The following is a 16,227-nucleotide window of genomic DNA, read 5'->3' as shown; positions in this document are numbered from 1 at the left end:
GTAGCGTCGTGGCGTGCGTATCTCTGTCATCGGCTGCGGCTACCTCGGTGCCGTGCATGCCGCCTCCATGGCCAAGCTCGGACACGACGTCGTCGCCGTCGACGTCGACCCGGAGAAGATCGAACGGCTCGCCGCCGGTGAGGCACCGTTCTTCGAGCCGGGACTGCCCGAGATCCTCGGCGAAGCGATCGCGTCCGGGCGCATCCGGTTCACCACCGACATGGCCGAGGTGGCCGGGGCCCAGGTGCACTTCCTCGCCGTCGGCACCCCGCAGGGCCCGACCGGCGCCGCCGACCTCCGCTACGTGGACGCGGCGATGGCCTCGCTCACGCCGTTCGTCTCCGCCGGCGAGTTCGTCGTCGGCAAGTCCACGGTGCCCGTCGGCACGGCCGCCCGACTCGGCGCCGACCTGACCGCGGCCGTCCCCGGTGCCACGCTCGTCTGGAACCCCGAGTTCCTCCGCGAGGGCTTCGCCGTGCAGGACACCATCACGCCGGACCGCTTCGTGTACGGCGTCCCGGAGGGCGAGGACGGCCAGCGCGCGGTCGCCGCGCTCGACGAGGTCTACGCCACGGCCCTCGCCGACGGCACCCCGCGCCTGGTCGTCGACCTGGCGACCGCGGAGCTCGTGAAGATCAGCGCGAACGCGTTCCTCGCGACGAAGATCTCCTTCATCAACTCGATGGCCGAGATCGCCGAGGTCGTCGGCGCGGACGTCACGGCGCTCGCCGACGCCATCGGACACGACGCCCGCATCGGCCGCAAGTTCCTTAACGCCGGCCTCGGCTTCGGCGGTGGGTGCCTGCCGAAGGACATCCGTGCGTTCCAGGCCCGGGCCGACGAGCTCGGGGTCGGCGAGTCGCTGGCGTTCCTGGCCGACGTCGACGCCACGAACCTCCGTCGTCGCGCGCACGTCGTCGAGCTCGCGCAGGAGCTGCTCGGCGGTGCCGTCGCGGGCAAGCGGATCGCGGTCCTCGGCCTCGCGTTCAAGCCGAACTCCGACGACGTCCGCGACTCGCCGGCCCTCGACATCGCCGCACGCCTGCGCGACCTCGGGGCGACGGTCGCCTCGTACGACCCGGAGGCCGTGGTCACCGCACGCCGCGTGCACCCCGAGCTCGACTACGCCGAGACCGCCACGGACGCCCTCACCGGTGCCGACCTGGTGCTCGTGCTGACCGAGTGGAACGAGTTCCGCGAACTCGACCCGATGGCGGTGGCGGCCCTCGTGTCCTCGCCGGTCGTCGTCGACGGTCGGAACTGCCTGGACCGCGAGGCCTGGCGCGCCGCCGGCTTCACCTACCGCGGCATGGGGCGCTGACCGCAGCACCGGTCACCGGCTGCGGGACCACCGTCGGGTGGCCCCGCAGCCGAGGACGTCCGGGTCAGCCGGAGCGCCGACCGCCACGGAGCGCCGAGCGGAGCACGTCGCGGTAGCGTGCGCCGATCCGCTCCGTCGCGTACTCGGCGGCGGCAGTGGCAGCGCCTGCCCCGTGGCGCGTCCGTGCCTCGTCGTCGGTCAACTCCCGGACGAGCGCGGCCCGCAGGGCGTCGACGTCGCCGGGGGGCCACGAGCAGCCCGGACCGGTCGTCCCGGACGACCTCACGGATGCCGGGCAGGTCGCTCGCGACGATCGCGGCCCCGACCGCGGCGGCCTCGAGCAGCGTCACCGGCAGTCCCTCCTGGTCGCCGTTCGCGGCGGCGACGGAGGGCAGTGCGACCACGGTCGCCGATGCGAGCGTGGCGAGCACCTCCGACTTGCCGCGCTGCCCGAGGAAGGTCACCGGCAGACCGGCGGCCTGCCGTTCCAGGCGCTCCCGCCACGGCCCGTCACCGACGACGGTGAGCGACCACGGGACGTCCTCGACGCCCCGGAGGGCCTCGATGAGGTTCCCGAAGCCCTTCTTCTCGACGAGACGACCGACCGCCACCACGTGCCCCGGTCGGCGGGTCGCCTGCTCGCGGGCGGCGCGGGCCGGTCCGAGGTCGACGCCCATCGGGATCACGCTCGACCGGTCCTCCGGCACGCCCCACTCCGTCAGACGCTCGCGCATCTCGTCGTTGACCGTCGTGACGTGGGCGGAGCGCCCGAACACCCACTGCTTGAGCCGGACGAGCGGGGCGGCGCGAAGCGCGTAGACGTCCCCGCCGTGGGTGGTGACGACGAGGGGGGACGCCCGGGGCCGCGAGCGCCGCGACGAAGGCCTGCGGGATCGCCCAGTGCGCGTGGATGACGTCGGGCTTCCCGGCGCGGACGGCACGACGGACCGCGAGCCACTGCGCGGCCACGAGCGCCGGGACCTGCAGGACACGCTTCCGGTCGGCCTTGAGGTTGTCGAGGATCGCGCCGTCCGCGAGGTCCTCGAACCGTCGCGGGAAGTAGGCGAACCGGCGGACCCGGACGCCGTCGACGGTCTCGGCGCGGGCGGCACCCGCGACGCGCGGTGTGAGCACGGCGGTGTCGAACTCGACGGCCTCCTGTCGGGCGAGGTCGAGCACGAACGCGGGGACGCCGTCGTCGGGGTGCGACGGGAACGTCGAGGCGAGCACGAGCAGGCGCGGCCGAGCGGTGGCCGGGCGGGCGGGTTCGGACAAGGGGGGGACCTCCCGGTCGTCGGACGATCGCGGTCGGGCGGCCCTGGTCGGGTTGGTACCCTGCTGGAGGCCCGCGGCGCGACCGGTGTGCGGCGCGGCCGGATCCGGAGCAGGAGACCCGTGCGCGTACTCATCCACAATAGCGATTCGCCCCACAACCGAGGCGACCGGGCGATCCTCGCCGGGAACATCGAACTCGCCCGGCGCCGCTGGCCCGGCGCGGAGATCGTGTCGCTCTCGCAGTACCCGGACCGCGACCGCGCCTGGTTCGGCATCCGCTTCCTGCCGATCTCGCCGTACAGCACGGGCATCGGCGACCTCTTCCTGCTGCTGCGGGCCGCGCGCACCGCCGACGTCGTCCTGTGGGGCGGCGGCGAGATCCTCAAGGACTACACGAACAAGCTCGGCCTCGTGTACTGGCTGCTCAAGTTCCTGCTCGTGCGCCTGGTCAACCGGCACGTCGTCGGCGCCTTCCAGGGCATCGGCCCGACCACGGCGTCGATCAGCAAGCGGCTCATCCGCGCGACCGTCGACCTGACCGAGGTGTTCATCGTGCGCGACGAGGAGTCGCGCGACAAGCTGCTGTCCTGGGGCGTGCGGACGCCGGTCATCTCGTCCTTCGACCCGGCCGTGGTGGGCACCGTCACCGCTCCCGACGCCGACGTCCTCGCGCGCCTCGAACGCGCCACGGGTCTCACCGCAGAGCGCCTCGACGGGTCGGTCGGCATCGGCGTGCGTCGCTGGTTCCACTACAAGCGCAGCGGCTGGATCCCGTTCCGCTTCATCCCGAAGGCCCTCCGCCGATCCCAGGAGGAGTCGGCGGACCTCCTGACCTACCGTGCCGCACTCGCCGAGCTCGTCGACACCGTCGTGGAACGCTGGGACGCGGACGTCGTGTTCTACCCGATGCACATGGAGGCGTCCGAGGGCGACGCCGCCTTCGCCCGCGAGGTCATCGCCGGCATGCGGCACGGCGACCGGACGTTCGTCGTCGAGGCGGACGACTTCTCGCCCGCCGAGTACGCGGGCCTGATGTCGCGGAGCCGCCTGTTCATCGCCAGCCGTCTGCACTCGGCGATCGTCGCGACCATCGCCGGCGTGCCCGCCACGGTCCTCTACTACGTCGACAAGGGCCGGCTGTTCTTCGAGCAGATCGGCCAGCAGCGCTACGCCCGCCCGATCGAGGACGCCCTCACGCCGACGTTCGTCGCCGACGTCGTCGCGTCGCTCGAGGACCTCGACGAGCACCGTGACCGGGTCGTCACCGACCTCGCCGCCGGAGTGACCCGGATGACCGACGCGCTGCACGCCGACTTCGCGCGCGGCACCGGGGGGCGGCGCGTGAGTCCGACGACCAAGAAGGTCCTGCGGCGCGCGGCCCCGATCGTCTTCTACGTCCTGCTCGCGCTCTTCCTGTTCCTCTACGTCCGCAGTGTCGACTGGGGCCAGCTCGCCGGCATCCGGTGGAACTGGTGGTGGGTCGCGGTCGCGACGGCGATCAGCCTCGGCTTCCGCTACTGGGGCGTCGGGATCTGGTTCTTCCTGCTCCGTCGGCTCGGTGCCACCGGTCTGCAGGGCAGCGGCGTCGCGCTGACGTTCGTCTACGCGAAGTCCTGGATGGGTCGCTACATCCCGGGCGCCGCGACCTGGATCATCGGCAAGGTGTACTTCGCGTCGAAGCACGGCGTCTCGCGCGCCCGTCTCGGGGTCAGCGGCCTGCTCGAGGGCGCACTGCAGATCGCGGCCACGCTCGCGCTCGCGCTGGTGCTGCTGCTCATCGACCCGCGGACGCACGAGCTGGACCCGTGGATCATCGTGCTGATGGTCATCGCCTTCGTCGGTTGCGTCGTGTGCCTCGTCCCGAAGGTGTTCGTCTTCCTCATCAGCACGGCACTGCGGATCCTCCGCCGTCCGCCGCTCGACGCCGATGTCGCGCCGAACCTGGGGGACCGTCCTCGGCGGCGCCGGTCTCTACGTGGCCGGCGCGGTGCTGTCCGGCACGGCGTACTACTTCATCACGCTCGCGGTCTACCCGGGACTCGACGTGCGCGACGCCGCGTTCGTCATCGGTGCCGCGAGCATGGCGTCGGCCATCAGCATGCTCGCGGTGTTCGCCCCGGGCGGGCTCGGCGTCCGCGAGGGCGTCCAGGCGCTGCTGCTCGGCCTCGTCATGCCGGTGCCGATCGCGCTCGTGGTCGTGGTCGTCACCCGTGTCTGGAGCCTCGCGGTCGACGCACTGTTCCTGCTGACGGCGGCGGTCCCGACGTGGTTCGCGCGGCGACGCCACGAGGACGAGGTCGGACCCGCCGACGTGGAGCCGGCGCCCGGCCACTGAGCGGCGCCGCGTCGGCCGACCCCGGTCAGCACTTCCGCTCCGCTCCGGCTGCTCGACGACGGGTGCTCGGCGGCGGGCTCCGTGCCGGGCGCTCTGCGGAGCGTCGGTCTCAGACGATCGTCGTCGTACGCTCAGTGGCGTCGGGGAGGCGGGCCGGGCCTCCCGTCCGGACGACCGCGACCACCGTCGCGACGAGACCCGCCACGACGAGCAGCAGCACGACCGCGACGAGCGCCGGTGGCACCGGGCCGAGCGCCTCGTACCGGGCGACGCCGGCGGCGGTCAGGGGGGACCGAGCGGCGTTCCAGAACCAGCTCGCGACGACGCCGAGGCCGTAGAGCCCGATGCCGGGCAGCACCACCGCGAGCCCGACCGCCAGGCCGTCGCCCGCGCGACCGCGGGGCGCGAGGCGGCGCCAGGCCACCGCACTGAGGGCCACGAGGCAGACGATCGCCGGGAAGTAGTAGCGTCCCTGGGTCGCGGCGACCTCGGTCGTGGTCAGGTAGGCGTGGGCGCTCGTGTACGTCTGGATGCCGATGAGGAGCGCCGGGAACACGGCGAGTACCAGCACGGTGCGCCGGTCGGGGGGCGCGTCGGAAGGCGAAGGCGAGGACGACGACCAGCGCGACCAGCGTGAGCAGGCTCGTCAGCAGGTCACCGATGCTCACCTGCGCCTTGATCCCGGGGCTGCCCCAGAAGGTCCTGGCGAGCGTGCCCCAGCTGACGTCGAGGAAGTGCGCGAGGGTCGGGTGCTCGCCGGGCGGGAAGTCCTTGGGCGGTCGCATGGCGGTGTAGCCGTTCGGCTGCACGCGTCCGTACGTGACGATGTTGTGCAGCCACCACCACGCCCCGATGAGGCCCGCGACACCGACGGTGACGACGGTGCGGAGCAGTCGGCGACGCAGCGTCAGCGCCCCGGCGCCGGCGACGAGCGCGACCAGCGCCACGAAGGGGACCGCGGGCAGGCCCGTGCCCTTGATCCAGATGAGAGCGCCGAGCGCGACGCCGAGCGCGACCGTCGTGCGCCACCGCAGGTCGCCCGTGAGCAGCCGCACGGACAGCCAGACGACGACGCCGGCGAACAGCATCACCGGGGCGTCGTTCGAGACGGAGGACGCGATCGAGGCGAGCTGCGGGGTGGCGAAGAGCGCGAGCGCACCGATCAGCGCGGCCCGTGGGGACCGGGTGAGCCGACGGACGGAGGCCCAGGTCAGCAGCGGCAGGAGGGTCACCGCGGCCACGTCCACCAGCCGGAGGGCGAGGACGGCGTGGTCCCAGCGGAGGTCGGCGAAGTGCAGCGCCTTGAGGACGACGGCACCGACGAGGTAGGCGGTCGGGGGGTGCTGCGTCATCTGGTCCACGGTGCTCGACTCGCCCGGAGCGCCGCCGAGCAGTTCCGCGAAGTCAGACCACTCGGACTTCGGCAGGGTCGCCTGCTGTGCGGCGGCGGCCTGCACGGCGTTGAGGACGTGCATCTCGCCGGGCGCGACCCACGGATCGCCGATCGCCAGGTGCACGGTCGCGTCGATGTGGGCGGTCTCGTCCGGTGCCTGGAAGACCGGGACGACGAGGGCCCAGACGAGCAGCCAGAGGCCGAAGGTCACCGTCACGACGGCCACGGCGATCCGTTCCGCCCGGGTCGCGGGCGGGTGGTCGGCTCGGCGTCCGGTCGTCGTCAGCACCGGGCCATCCTACGGTCCGGCCGCCTCGGGGCTGCCGGAAGAGCACGACGCGGACCGTCGCGATGGGGCCCTGGCCGGGCGGTCAGCCCTCCCGGACCGACATCCGTTCGCGCTCCGGCTCGGTGCCGGCCGTGCTGCGTCGCGCGGTCTCCTGCTCGACGCGGTCGGGGTGGTATACCCAGACCTTGTAGAGCCAGAAGCGGAACACCGTGCCGAGCGCGAGTCCGATGACGTTGCCCGAGATGTTGTCGGCGAGCGCCGAGGTGAAGCCGAGCACGTAGTGGGAGACGCCGAGGCAGCCGAGCGAGATCACCATGCCGCCGAGGGAGACGATCACGAACTCGACGCCCTCGCGTGCGGCCACCGAACGGCGCTGGTGCCGGAACGTCCAGTAGCGGTTGCCGACCCAGTTCACGACGATCGCGACGGCCGTGGAGACGACCTTCGCCCAGAACGGCCCGGAGTGCACGTGCTCGGGGGAGAGGACGGTGGCGCGGAGGAGGTTGAACACCGAGAAGTCGACGACGAAGCCGACCGCTCCGACGACGCCGAAGCGCGCGAGCTGTGCGATGAGTCGGCGCACGGGGTCTCCTGGTCCGTAGAGTTGTCGCTGGCCGACCAGCGGGGTCGGGACGAGGCGGATCGACGATCGGCCTCGGAGGAGTGTAGTCGAGCGGGTCTCCGGAGCACGCGGGGAACGGCGGAAGGAACACACAGGATGGCGTTGCGCGTCGGAGTCGTCGGTGGAGGGCAGCTCGCCCGGATGATGGTCCCCGCGGCCGTCGAACTCGGTCTGGACATCCGGGTGCTCGCGGAGGGTCCCGGGATGTCCGCCGCGATCGCCGCCACCGCGGAGGGCGACCACCGTGACGCGGCGACCGTGCTCGCGTTCGCCCGGGACGTCGACGTCCTGACCTTCGACCACGAGCACGTGCCGCAGGACGTCCTCCGCACGCTCGTCGACGCCGGTGTCGCTGTGCACCCGGGGCCGGACGCGCTCGCGGTGGCGCAGGACAAGATCGTGATGCGCACCCGGTTGACCGCCCTCGGCGTGCCCGTCCCGGACTGGGCCGTCGTGCACGACGCGGCCGAGCTCCGCACGTTCCTCGACGAGCACGGCGGCCGTGCGGTCGTGAAGACGCCGCGCGGCGGCTACGACGGCAAGGGCGTCCGGGTGGTCCACGACCCGTCGGACGTCGACGACTGGTTCCTCGCCGTGGCCGAGTCGGCCTCCGGGCAGGCCCTGCTCGTCGAGGAGCTCGTGCCGTTCACCCGGGAACTCGCGCAGTCCGTCGCCCGGCGCCCCTCCGGGCAGGTCGTCGCCTGGCCGCTCGTCGAGACCGTGCAGCGCGACGGCGTGTGCGCGGAGGTCGTCGCGCCGGCACCGTCGAGTGCCGGGCGGCTCGCGGACGAGGCCGAGTCGCTCGCGGTCCGGATCGCCGAGGAACTCGGCGTCACCGGTGTGCTGGCGGTCGAGCTGTTCCAGACCGACGACGAGCGGATCCTGGTCAACGAGCTCGCCATGCGGCCGCACAACACCGGCCACTGGTCGATCGACGGCGCGACGACCAGCCAGTTCGAACAGCACCTCCGCGCGGTCCTCGACCTGCCGCTCGGTGCGACGGGGATGCACGCGCCGGCCGTGGTCATGGTGAACGTGCTCGGTGGTCCCGCCGACGGTGACCTGGCCGCTCGCTACCCGGCGGCGCTCGAGGCGTTCCCCGAGGCGAAGTACCACTTCTACGGCAAGGACCCGCGTCCGGGGCGCAAGGTCGGCCACGTGACGGTCGTCGGACAGGACGTCGACGACGTCGTGTACCGGGCCCGGGCGGCCGCGGCGCACTTCGACGACTGACGGTCGGACGGGAACTCGCGGGCCGCCCGCGTCGACGTCACCCGCGCGGGTGGCACCCGGTCTGGGAACTCGTCAGGTGCCGGCCGGAGTGGTGCGATGAGACGGTCCGTGTCCGCCGTCCTGGAGCCCACCGTGTCCCGCCGCACCCTCCGTCGCGTCTCCTCCGTCCCGCGCCTGGTCGTCGGCGCCGCCGCCGCCATGGCCGCCGTGTCGCTCGTCGGCGCCGTCGTCCCGGCCGACCCCGCGGTCTCGGCGACACGTGACGTGCGCACGGCCACGTCGACACAGCTCTACGGCGCCGGACAGTACCGCTCCCCGACGAGCGAGGCGGCGAAGGCCGCGACGGCACTGCAGACCACCGACCCGGCCGGTGCCCGCGCCGCGGCGACCATCGCGCAGTACCCGGTGGCGACCTGGCTGGGCGAGTGGGCGACGGGCTCGGTGCTCACGAAGACGATCGACACCGCCACCGCCGGCGCCGCGGCGAACGGCACGACCGCGGTCTTCGTCGTGTACGCGATCCCGGACCGGGACTGCGGCGGCTACTCGGCGGGTGGCTTCGACGAGCGCTCGTACGACGGCTGGGTCGACCAGATCGTCGCCCGACTGGCCGGCAAGCGGGCCGCGGTGGTCGTCGAGCCGGACTCGCTGGCGATGCTGAGCAACGCGGCGTGCACCTCCACGCTCGACGAGCAGCGCTACCGGATCCTCTCCCGCACGGTCGCCGCCTTCACCGCGGCGGGTGTCCCCGCCTACCTCGACGCCGGCAACTCGAACTGGGTGCCCCCCGGCGACGATGGCCGCGCGACTGCAGCGGGCCGGTGTGCAGGACGCGCGCGGGTTCTCGACCAACGTCGCCAACTACTACCCGACGGCGCAGGAGCAGGCGTACGCGCAGAAGGTGTCGGCGCTCACCGGCGGCGCGCACTACGTGATCGACACGTCGCGGAACGGGCAGGGCTGGCGCGGCACCTGGTGCAACGCGCCGGGCGCCGGCCTGGGCACCGCACCGCGGGTGGTCACGGACGGCACCGCACTCGACGCGCTGCTCTGGGTGAAGACACCCGGCGCGAGCGACGGCACGTGCAACGGCGGACCGGCAGCGGGCAAGTGGTACTCCGCGTACGCACAGGCCCTTGTGGCGAACGCCGCGCTCGCGACCGCCACGACGTCCAGCGCCATCGGGACGGTCGACCGCGTCGACGGTGGTGTCTCCACCGTCCGTGTCTCGGGCTGGGCGGCGGACCAGACGGCGTCGACGACGCCGCTGCCCGTCCGGGTGTGGGTCGACGGGTCCACCGCCGGCACGACGACGGCCGACCGGCCACGGCAGGACGTCGCGGACTCCTACGGCGTCGGCGCCGACCACGGCTACGACCTGACGCTCCCCGCCGCTGCGGGGAGTCACGAGGTCTGCGTCAGCACCACCTCCGTCGCGGGGGGTCACCACCCGGCTCGGGTGCCAGACGGTGAGCGTCACCGGGCACGACCCCGCGGTCGTGCTCGAGTCCGCGACGGTCGTGGCGGGCGGCATCCGCGTCCGGGGGGTGGGCCGCCGACGCCGACGACCCGACGAGCCCGGTGCAGACCGCACTGCTCGTCGGCGGGAAGGCCGCCCGCAGTGTCGCCGCGGACCGGTCCCGCCCGGACGTGATGGCGTTCGCGGGACTCGGCACCGCGCACGGCTTCGACGCCGTCGTCCCGGCGGGCGCCGGCACGCACACGGTCTGCGCCCGTGCGACCAACGTCGGCCCGGGCGCGGACACGACGGGGACCTGCACGCGGGTGGTGGTGGCCGCGAGTGCGCCCCGCGCACGGCTCGAGCAGGTCGTGTCCGCGAGCCACCGCAGGGTCACCGTCTCCGGCTGGGCCTTCGACCGGGAGGGGACCGACCGCGCCACCGCGGTCGTCGTCCGGGTCTCGGGTCGTCCCGCCGTCACGGTGACCGCGGACGCGGAGCGCGCGGACGTCGACCGCTCCTACGGCGTCGGGACGGCGCACGGCTTCTCGGCCGTGGTGCCGGCCGTGACCGGGCGGCGCTCGGTCTGCGTCACGGTGACGGGCATCGGGGCCGGTGGCGACCGGTCGCTCGGCTGCCACACGGTCCGGGTCCGCTGACCGCGCGGACCGCAGACCGCTCACCGCCCGGCGGAGACGATGCCGCTGGCAGGGGAGCCGCGCGGCTAGGCTCGACGGGTGACCGACACCACCGCCGCACCGCTCGTCTCGATCATCATGGGCTCGGACTCCGACTGGCCCACCATGCGCGCAGCCGCCGAGACCCTCGACGCGCTCGGCATCCCCTTCGAGGCCGACGTGGTCTCCGCACACCGCACGCCCGACAAGATGATCCGCTTCGGACGGGAGGCCGCCGACCGCGGGATCCGGGTCGTCATCGCCGGGGCCGGGGGCGCCGCGCACCTCCCGGGCATGGTGGCCTCGGTCACCACGCTGCCGGTCATCGGCGTGCCGGTGCAGCTCGCTCGTCTCGACGGTCTCGACTCGCTGCTGTCGATCGTGCAGATGCCGGCGGGCATCCCCGTCGCGACGATGGCGATCAACGGTGCCGCCAACGCGGGGCTCTTCGCCGCACGGATCATCGGCTCCACGGACCCAGCGGTCGCGGCAGCCCTGCGCGAGCACGCGGCCGACCTCGAGCAGGTCGTCGAGCGGAAGGCGCAGGCGCTGCGCGACGCACTCTGAGCCGGCGGCGGCGGCGCAGCGCGGCCCGCCCTCACTCCCGCTCGGCGGCGAACGCGCGCAGGTTCGACATCGACGACCAGTAGACGTCCTGGTCGCCGGGGAACACCCCGCTCGCGGCCCACTGCCAGAACGTCCACCGCTTCCAGCTCCGGCCGAGCGTGCCCGGCGAGGTGAAGTCGTGCACGGGGTAGATCGCGACGAACAGTGGGTTCGAGGCGAACCGGATGCTGTTGTTGGTGCACTGCTTCCACCAGTCGGTGGTGGTGTAGATCGCCGGGTAGCGACCGGTCCGCTGGTGCACGGTGTCCGAGAAGCTCCGGATCCAGGTGCGCATCCGCTCCCAGCTCAGGCCGTAGCAGGTGCCCTGCGCGGCACTGCCGTACTCGATGTCGAGCAACGGGGGCAGCGTCCACCCGTCCGGGTTCCACTGGCCCATGGACTTGAAGAAGAACTCGGCGGTCGCGCGCCCACTGGCCTGGCTCGGCTGCGCGTAGACGTAGCCGCCGCGGACGAGCCCCGCTGCGCGCGCCGCTTCGTACTGCTGCACGTACGTCCGGCTCTGGTAGGTGACGCCCTCGGTCGCCTTCACGTAGGCGAACCGCGCGCCGTTGCGGTAGGCGGCGCGGAAGTCGACGTCGGGCTGCCACGCGCTGACGTCCATGCCCTGCACCTTGCCCGGGGGCGGGCCGCCGGCCGCGGTCGTCGCCTCGGGTGCGACCGTCCCCTGCGGCACGGTCGTGGCCCGGCCGGCGGCGTCACCGGTCTGGGCCGCGTGCGCGGCGATGCTCGCACCCATCGCGTGGTCGCCGACGGCGTCCATGGTCGCGAGGGACGGGTCGGGCCGGCCCGTGGTGGCGGCGACGGTGGTCGCCGTGGCCGGCGCGGTCGCCGCACCGGCGGGCTCGGCGCCGGCGCCGAAGCCCGGCACGAGCACCTGCCCACCGACCAGTGCCGACGCGCAGACGAGCGTCAACCCGAGCGTGGACCGTCGACGGAAGCGTGGTCGAGTTCCCATGTCGTCCTCCCCAGGACGCAGCGTCGTCGCTGCGGTCGTGGCGGCCCTGATCGCCGCCGTTCCGGCAGCGATGGTACCGGGCGTGTCCGTCGTCCGGGGTGCTCCCCGCGGCCAGCGGCCAGGACCGGCGTCCGCCGGGGGAGCGGGAGCCGGACGGGAGGCCCGCCGCACGTCCGCGCGCCGCGCACGTCCGGCGCGGCGCGTGCTGGACCCGGCGAGGGTGGGCGGTGCGCTCGACGGTGGCGCGCCTCCCGGCGGTGTCCCGGCGTCAGCCGACGCTGGCGGCGCCCGTCCTGCCGTCGACGCGGACGGTGCTCGTGGTGCCGGATGCGCTGACCGTGGCGGTCCACGAGGGCGTCGCCGCCGTGCCCGCGAGCGTGAGCGAGCTCAGGGTGCTCCCCGCGACGGCACCGGTCGCCGCTTCCGCGGCGGCGTCCGCCCGGGTCTGCAGGTTCGCCGTCCGTGCGACGTTGGCGGCCTTCGTGGCAGCGTCGGCGTCCTTCGGGAACGGGCCCGAGGTCACGCGACCCAGCGTCGCGGAGACGACCGACTGGGTCAGCGACCCGTCCGGACCCGCGACCAGGACGGTCCACTGGTCACCCGAGCCGGCGAGGGAGACCACGGTGCCGCCGCCCGCCGCGGCGATGCCCTGGGCCGTCACCGTCGACCAGTCCACGCTGACCGGGGTGTCGACACCGCTCCCGTTGCCCGTGCCCTGGCCGCTGCCGTCGCTCTGACCGCCGCCGTCGCCGGTACCGGTCGAGGGCGCGGTGCCACCGGTGTCCGGCGCCGCGGACGCGCCGTCGCCCCCGGTCGTCGGCGCGGGGGGCGGTCGGGGCCGAGGCGGAGGGGGTGCTGGTCGGCGTCGCGGTCCGCGTGCTGGTCGCACTCGCCGACCGCGTCGGCGCGGGCTGGTCCGGACCGGCGCACGCGGTCAGCACGGTCGTCAGCCCGACGGCGAGCGTCAACGAGGTGAGGAGGACCGGGGTGCGACGAGAGCGGCTCATGCCAGCGATGATGACAGCCGGTCGGCGTCGTCCGGGAACCCGACACGGCCGCCGACGGAAGCGATGCCGTCCCGTGACCCGAGCACCGCGCCGGGCGACCGCGCGTACCGGCGTGCCCGGTGCGGTCACAGGTCGGCGTGCAGCTGCCAGACCTCGTTGGCGGAGTCCTGCCAGGTGAACATGCGGGCTCGGTCCGGGCCGGCCACCGCGAGCCGGGCGGCGAGGGTCGGGTCGTTGACCACCTGGTACACCGCCTGCGCGAGTCGTTCCGGGTAGCTCTCGAGCGCGTTCCGGGCGACGGTGACGCCCGCGTCGGCGGCGACCTCGCGCACGGCCGCGTCGTCGGAGTGCACGACCGGGGTGCCGAAGCTCATCGCCTCGACCACGGGCAGCCCGAAGCCCTCGGCGAGGCTCGGGAACACGAACACCGACGCGCGGTCGTACGCGACGGCGAGGTCGGCGTCGTCCACCCGCCCGAGCACCTTGACGCGCTCGGGAGCCAGACCCACCCGCTCGGCGGTGCCGTGCACGTCGACGTCGCCCCAGCCGTCGGGGCCGGCGATCACGAGCGGGACGTCGGTGGGCGCGTCCGGGTGCGCCATCGCCTCGATCAGGTACGCGAGCCCCTTGCGCGGCTCGAGCGTCCCGACGGCGAGGACGTACCGTTCGGGCAGGCCGAGGCGTTCCGCCCGCAGGTCCGCGTCGACGGGGACCGTGAGCCGTCCGCCCGGTGCGCCGCCGATGACCCGGATCCGGTCGTCGAACCGGTGGATGGCGTTGAGGTCGGCCGCGACCGCGTGCGTGGGGACCACGACCGCGTCGGCGTGCCGCCACGCCCGCTTCACCATGGCCTTGTGGAAGTGCACGCCGCGCGGGGTGAGCGTCTCCGGGTGCGTCCAGGGCACGGTGTCGTGCACCGTGACGACGGTCTGGTGGCCGAGGTCCTGGAACCGGTCGTGCTTGACCAGGGGTGCCAGGACGCTCGGGGCGTGGACCATGCCGGCGGAGGCGCCGCGGGCGAGACCCGCCTGCCAGGCCAGTGCGAGTTCCCGTCGGGGGGAGGGCGAGCCGCTGCAGCCCGCTCAGGCCCGGGAGCAGCGTGCGGAGCCGCTGGAGCTCCGCTCCGGACGCCGCGGAGACGACGGCCTCGACGTCGCACCCGTCCGGTGCGGTGGCGACGAGCTGCCGGGTGAGTTCCTCCGCGTAGCGGCCGATCCCGCCGGGGACCGGTGCGATCACCTGGTCCACGATCACGCGGAGTGTGGGCATGGGCGGCTCCTCGTGGTGCTGGTGAACGGACCCCGACCCTACCAGCCGGACCGGAGCGACCTCCTCGGCCCGGTTCTGCCGACGACGTGTCGTTCGTTAGAGTTGGACGGACTGAAGGGGACCCTTGGCAACCACGATCGCACCGCGGCACCTCCGCGGCCTGACCGACGTCAACCGGCTCGTCCGGCTCCTCGAGAACCCCTGGACGACCCGCGTCACCATCGCACTCTTCGTCGTCGTGGGGGGCGGTGCTGTCCGTGGCGATCCACATGCCGGTCGTCGACGGCGTCGGGCACGTGCCGTACGTCGGCACCATCGCCCCGGACGAGAACCGGCACATCGCGAACATCCTGTACTACGCGGGCCGCAGCGTCTGGGCCGGGCCGGTCATCACCGACGCACCCGCGCAGCTGCTGTCGATGGGGGAGATCGAGCGCTTCCCGAGCTACGTCTACTACTACGTGACGAGCTTCCCGGTGAAGGCGATGCTCGACGTCGGCGCGCCCTACTCCGTCATCGTCGTGGCCCTCCGCTTCCTCAACGTCCTGATCGCAGCCGCCGGGCTCCTCGTGGTGCACCGCCTGGTCCGCTCGATGGGCATGTCCCTCTGGGTCGCCACCCTCGTCGTACTCCTGCTCGCCGGGACCGGCCGCTACGAGTGGCAGGCCGCCGCCGTCACCTACGACACCCCGGCGAACACGCTGTTCTTCCTCTGTCTGCTGTACTGCGCGCGGCTCATCCGGTCGAGTGCACAGGGGTACGCCGACCTGTTCCGGGCACTCGTGTTCGGCGCGACCGCGATCGTCGTCAAGTACACGTTCGTTCCGTTCGTGCTCGTCGCGGTCGCGGTGGCGGTCGTCCTCGTCGTGCAGCGCGACGGGCTCCGGACCTTCGCCCACCCCCTGCAGCGGTTCCGGCGGGCGTTCGTCGAGCACCCGGTGACCTCGGCGCTCTGGTCCGCGCTCTTCGTCGTGACGATGGCGGTGCTCGTCGAACGGATCGGCGGCAACCTGCTGCTGTACGGCCAGTTCAACCCGTCCTGCCCGAAGCTGCACACGCACCAGGAGTGCCTGTCCTTCGACATCTACCGCCGCAACTACTGGGCGGAGCGGACGCACGACCTGGCGATCGCCGACCAGGTGCCGCAGACCCCGTTCGACGTGTTCGAGTTCGTGGGCAGCTGGATCAGCGCCTACTTCCAGAGCATGTTCTTCTACCGGGGCCGGAACACGACCTGGCAGGTCGAGACGTGGGTGCAGGTCGCCGGCGCCCTCACGTTCGTCATCGCCGTGATCGCGACCCTGGTGTCCTTCCGGTCGCTCGTGCGTACCCGGGCGTTGATCTGGGGCATGGTCGTCGCCGGCAGCTACGTGGTCGCGATGTTCCTGTTCAACCTGCGGACGTTCCTGCGGCTGGACAACGAGTACGCCTTCTCCGGCCGCTACCTCATCCCGGTGCTGCCGCTCGTCTTCGCGTTCGCGGTGCTCGCGGCGGTCGCGCTCTGGCGGACCCTGCCCCCCGGGGTTGCGCCGGACGGTCGCGGTGCCGGCAGCGGTCCTCGCCGTCGTCGTGCTCGTCACGTACGCCGGACCCGTGGCCTTCTTCACCTACGCGCGGGGCGAGTCCTGGTACACGCCGATGGCCCTCCACCTGTTGCCCGGTTTCCTGACGGGGGGTGTCCTCATGACCGACGACCGACCGATGCCCCCCCGGGCCCGACCTGAGCGACGCGATCGCACCGGAGGCCGGCGACGGCTCCACCACC

The 16,227-nt window shown here is 73.3% G+C and carries 12 protein-coding genes and 3 pseudogenes; 8 read left to right on the top strand and 7 right to left on the bottom strand.

Features of this window, described 5'->3' with window-relative positions; all coding sequences use genetic code 11:
* Positions 1 to 13 precede the first annotated feature (13 nt).
* Positions 14 to 1,321 carry a UDP-glucose dehydrogenase family protein gene (locus DEJ15_RS13290; RefSeq protein WP_110824534.1) on the top strand — a complete coding sequence of 436 codons (1,308 nt, stop codon included), beginning with the start codon at positions 14 to 16 and terminating at the stop codon, positions 1,319 to 1,321.
* On the opposite strand, the gene DEJ15_RS13285 is transcribed toward DEJ15_RS13290, so the two are convergent.
* Both DEJ15_RS13285 and DEJ15_RS13280 read right to left on the bottom strand, forming a co-directional pair.
* Positions 1,300 to 1,932, bottom strand: coding sequence for a glycosyltransferase (locus DEJ15_RS13285; protein ID WP_284175125.1), 633 nt, complete (start codon positions 1,930 to 1,932; stop codon positions 1,300 to 1,302). The two genes, DEJ15_RS13290 and DEJ15_RS13285, sit on opposite strands and share 22 nt — an antisense overlap.
* A gap of 111 nt (positions 1,933 to 2,043) precedes the next feature.
* A pseudogene (locus DEJ15_RS13280) lies at positions 2,044 to 2,730 on the bottom strand (hypothetical protein); the annotation flags it as partial.
* Between DEJ15_RS13280 and DEJ15_RS13275 the strand changes: the two are divergent.
* Positions 2,684 to 3,706: pseudogene (locus DEJ15_RS13275) on the top strand (polysaccharide pyruvyl transferase family protein); the annotation flags it as partial. The pseudogenes DEJ15_RS13280 and DEJ15_RS13275 overlap by 47 nt on opposite strands.
* 1,356 nt (positions 3,707 to 5,062) lie before the next feature.
* Here the strand turns inward: DEJ15_RS13275 and DEJ15_RS13270 are convergent.
* Together DEJ15_RS13270 and DEJ15_RS13265 are read right to left on the bottom strand one after the other, a co-directional pair.
* A complete protein-coding gene (locus DEJ15_RS13270; RefSeq protein ID WP_284175123.1) occupies positions 5,063 to 6,613 on the bottom strand; it encodes an ArnT family glycosyltransferase in 1,551 nt (516 codons plus the stop codon).
* Positions 6,614 to 6,695: 82 nt separating this feature from the next.
* Positions 6,696 to 7,196 (bottom strand): GtrA family protein, encoded by a 501-nt coding sequence (locus tag DEJ15_RS13265; RefSeq protein ID WP_110824529.1) that lies wholly within the window; start codon positions 7,194 to 7,196, stop codon positions 6,696 to 6,698.
* Positions 7,197 to 7,331: 135 nt separating this feature from the next.
* On the opposite strand from DEJ15_RS13265, the gene DEJ15_RS13260 reads away from it, so the two are divergent.
* The 5 genes and pseudogenes from DEJ15_RS13260 to purE all read left to right on the top strand — a co-directional run bounded on the left by DEJ15_RS13260 (position 7,332) and on the right by purE (position 11,171).
* Complete coding sequence (locus DEJ15_RS13260; protein WP_110824528.1) at positions 7,332 to 8,468, top strand: 5-(carboxyamino)imidazole ribonucleotide synthase; 1,137 nt, start codon at positions 7,332 to 7,334, stop codon at positions 8,466 to 8,468.
* Positions 8,469 to 8,564: 96 nt separating this feature from the next.
* Positions 8,565 to 9,239, top strand: a pseudogene (locus DEJ15_RS18665) (glycoside hydrolase family 6 protein); the annotation flags it as partial.
* A gap of 25 nt (positions 9,240 to 9,264) precedes the next feature.
* The gene (locus tag DEJ15_RS18660; RefSeq protein WP_349814892.1) at positions 9,265 to 10,122 is read left to right on the top strand and encodes a glycoside hydrolase family 6 protein; all 858 of its coding nucleotides are present in this window, start codon (positions 9,265 to 9,267) and stop codon (positions 10,120 to 10,122) included.
* Positions 10,050 to 10,586 (top strand): hypothetical protein, encoded by a 537-nt coding sequence (locus DEJ15_RS13250; protein ID WP_284175121.1) that lies wholly within the window; start codon positions 10,050 to 10,052, stop codon positions 10,584 to 10,586. Before DEJ15_RS18660 ends, DEJ15_RS13250 begins: the two co-directional genes overlap by 73 nt.
* A gap of 78 nt (positions 10,587 to 10,664) precedes the next feature.
* Positions 10,665 to 11,171: a 5-(carboxyamino)imidazole ribonucleotide mutase gene (purE, locus tag DEJ15_RS13245; RefSeq protein ID WP_258365940.1), complete on the top strand. Its 507-nt coding sequence runs from the start codon at positions 10,665 to 10,667 to the stop codon at positions 11,169 to 11,171.
* 31 nt (positions 11,172 to 11,202) lie between these two features.
* Here the strand turns inward: purE and DEJ15_RS13240 are convergent, their stop codons facing one another.
* The 3 genes from DEJ15_RS13240 to DEJ15_RS13230 all read right to left on the bottom strand — a co-directional run bounded on the left by DEJ15_RS13240 (position 11,203) and on the right by DEJ15_RS13230 (position 14,191).
* Positions 11,203 to 12,186 carry a GH25 family lysozyme gene (locus DEJ15_RS13240; protein ID WP_146232869.1) on the bottom strand — a complete coding sequence of 328 codons (984 nt, stop codon included), beginning with the start codon at positions 12,184 to 12,186 and terminating at the stop codon, positions 11,203 to 11,205.
* Positions 12,187 to 12,454: 268 nt separating this feature from the next.
* A complete protein-coding gene (locus DEJ15_RS13235) occupies positions 12,455 to 12,862 on the bottom strand; it encodes a hypothetical protein (protein ID WP_284175120.1) in 408 nt (135 codons plus the stop codon).
* Positions 12,863 to 13,318: 456 nt separating this feature from the next.
* Entirely contained in the window at positions 13,319 to 14,191 is an 873-nt protein-coding gene (locus tag DEJ15_RS13230; protein ID WP_284175119.1) for a glycosyltransferase family 4 protein, read from the bottom strand.
* Between the two features lie 528 nt (positions 14,192 to 14,719).
* Here DEJ15_RS13230 and DEJ15_RS13225 point away from each other — a divergent pair.
* Positions 14,720 to 16,186, top strand: a complete 1,467-nt coding sequence (locus DEJ15_RS13225; RefSeq protein WP_284175118.1) for a hypothetical protein — start codon at positions 14,720 to 14,722, stop codon at positions 16,184 to 16,186.
* Positions 16,187 to 16,227: the final 41 nt, after the last annotated feature.

The organism is Curtobacterium sp. MCJR17_043, assembly GCF_003224315.2.
GTDB lineage: Bacteria > Actinomycetota > Actinomycetes > Actinomycetales > Microbacteriaceae > Curtobacterium.
This window is presented reverse-complemented; position numbering and strand designations above follow the sequence as displayed.

Coding starts and splice junctions, on each gene's coding strand:
- DEJ15_RS13260 (WP_110824528.1), top strand. CDS start 7,332: ATGGCGTTGCGCGTCGGAGTCGTCGGTGGAGGGCAGCTCGCCCGGATG.
- DEJ15_RS13230 (WP_284175119.1), bottom strand. CDS start 14,191: ATGGTCCACGCCCCGAGCGTCCTGGCACCCCTGGTCAAGCACGACCGG.
- DEJ15_RS13240 (WP_146232869.1), bottom strand. CDS start 12,186: ATGGGAACTCGACCACGCTTCCGTCGACGGTCCACGCTCGGGTTGACG.
- DEJ15_RS18660 (WP_349814892.1), top strand. CDS start 9,265: ATGGCCGCGCGACTGCAGCGGGCCGGTGTGCAGGACGCGCGCGGGTTC.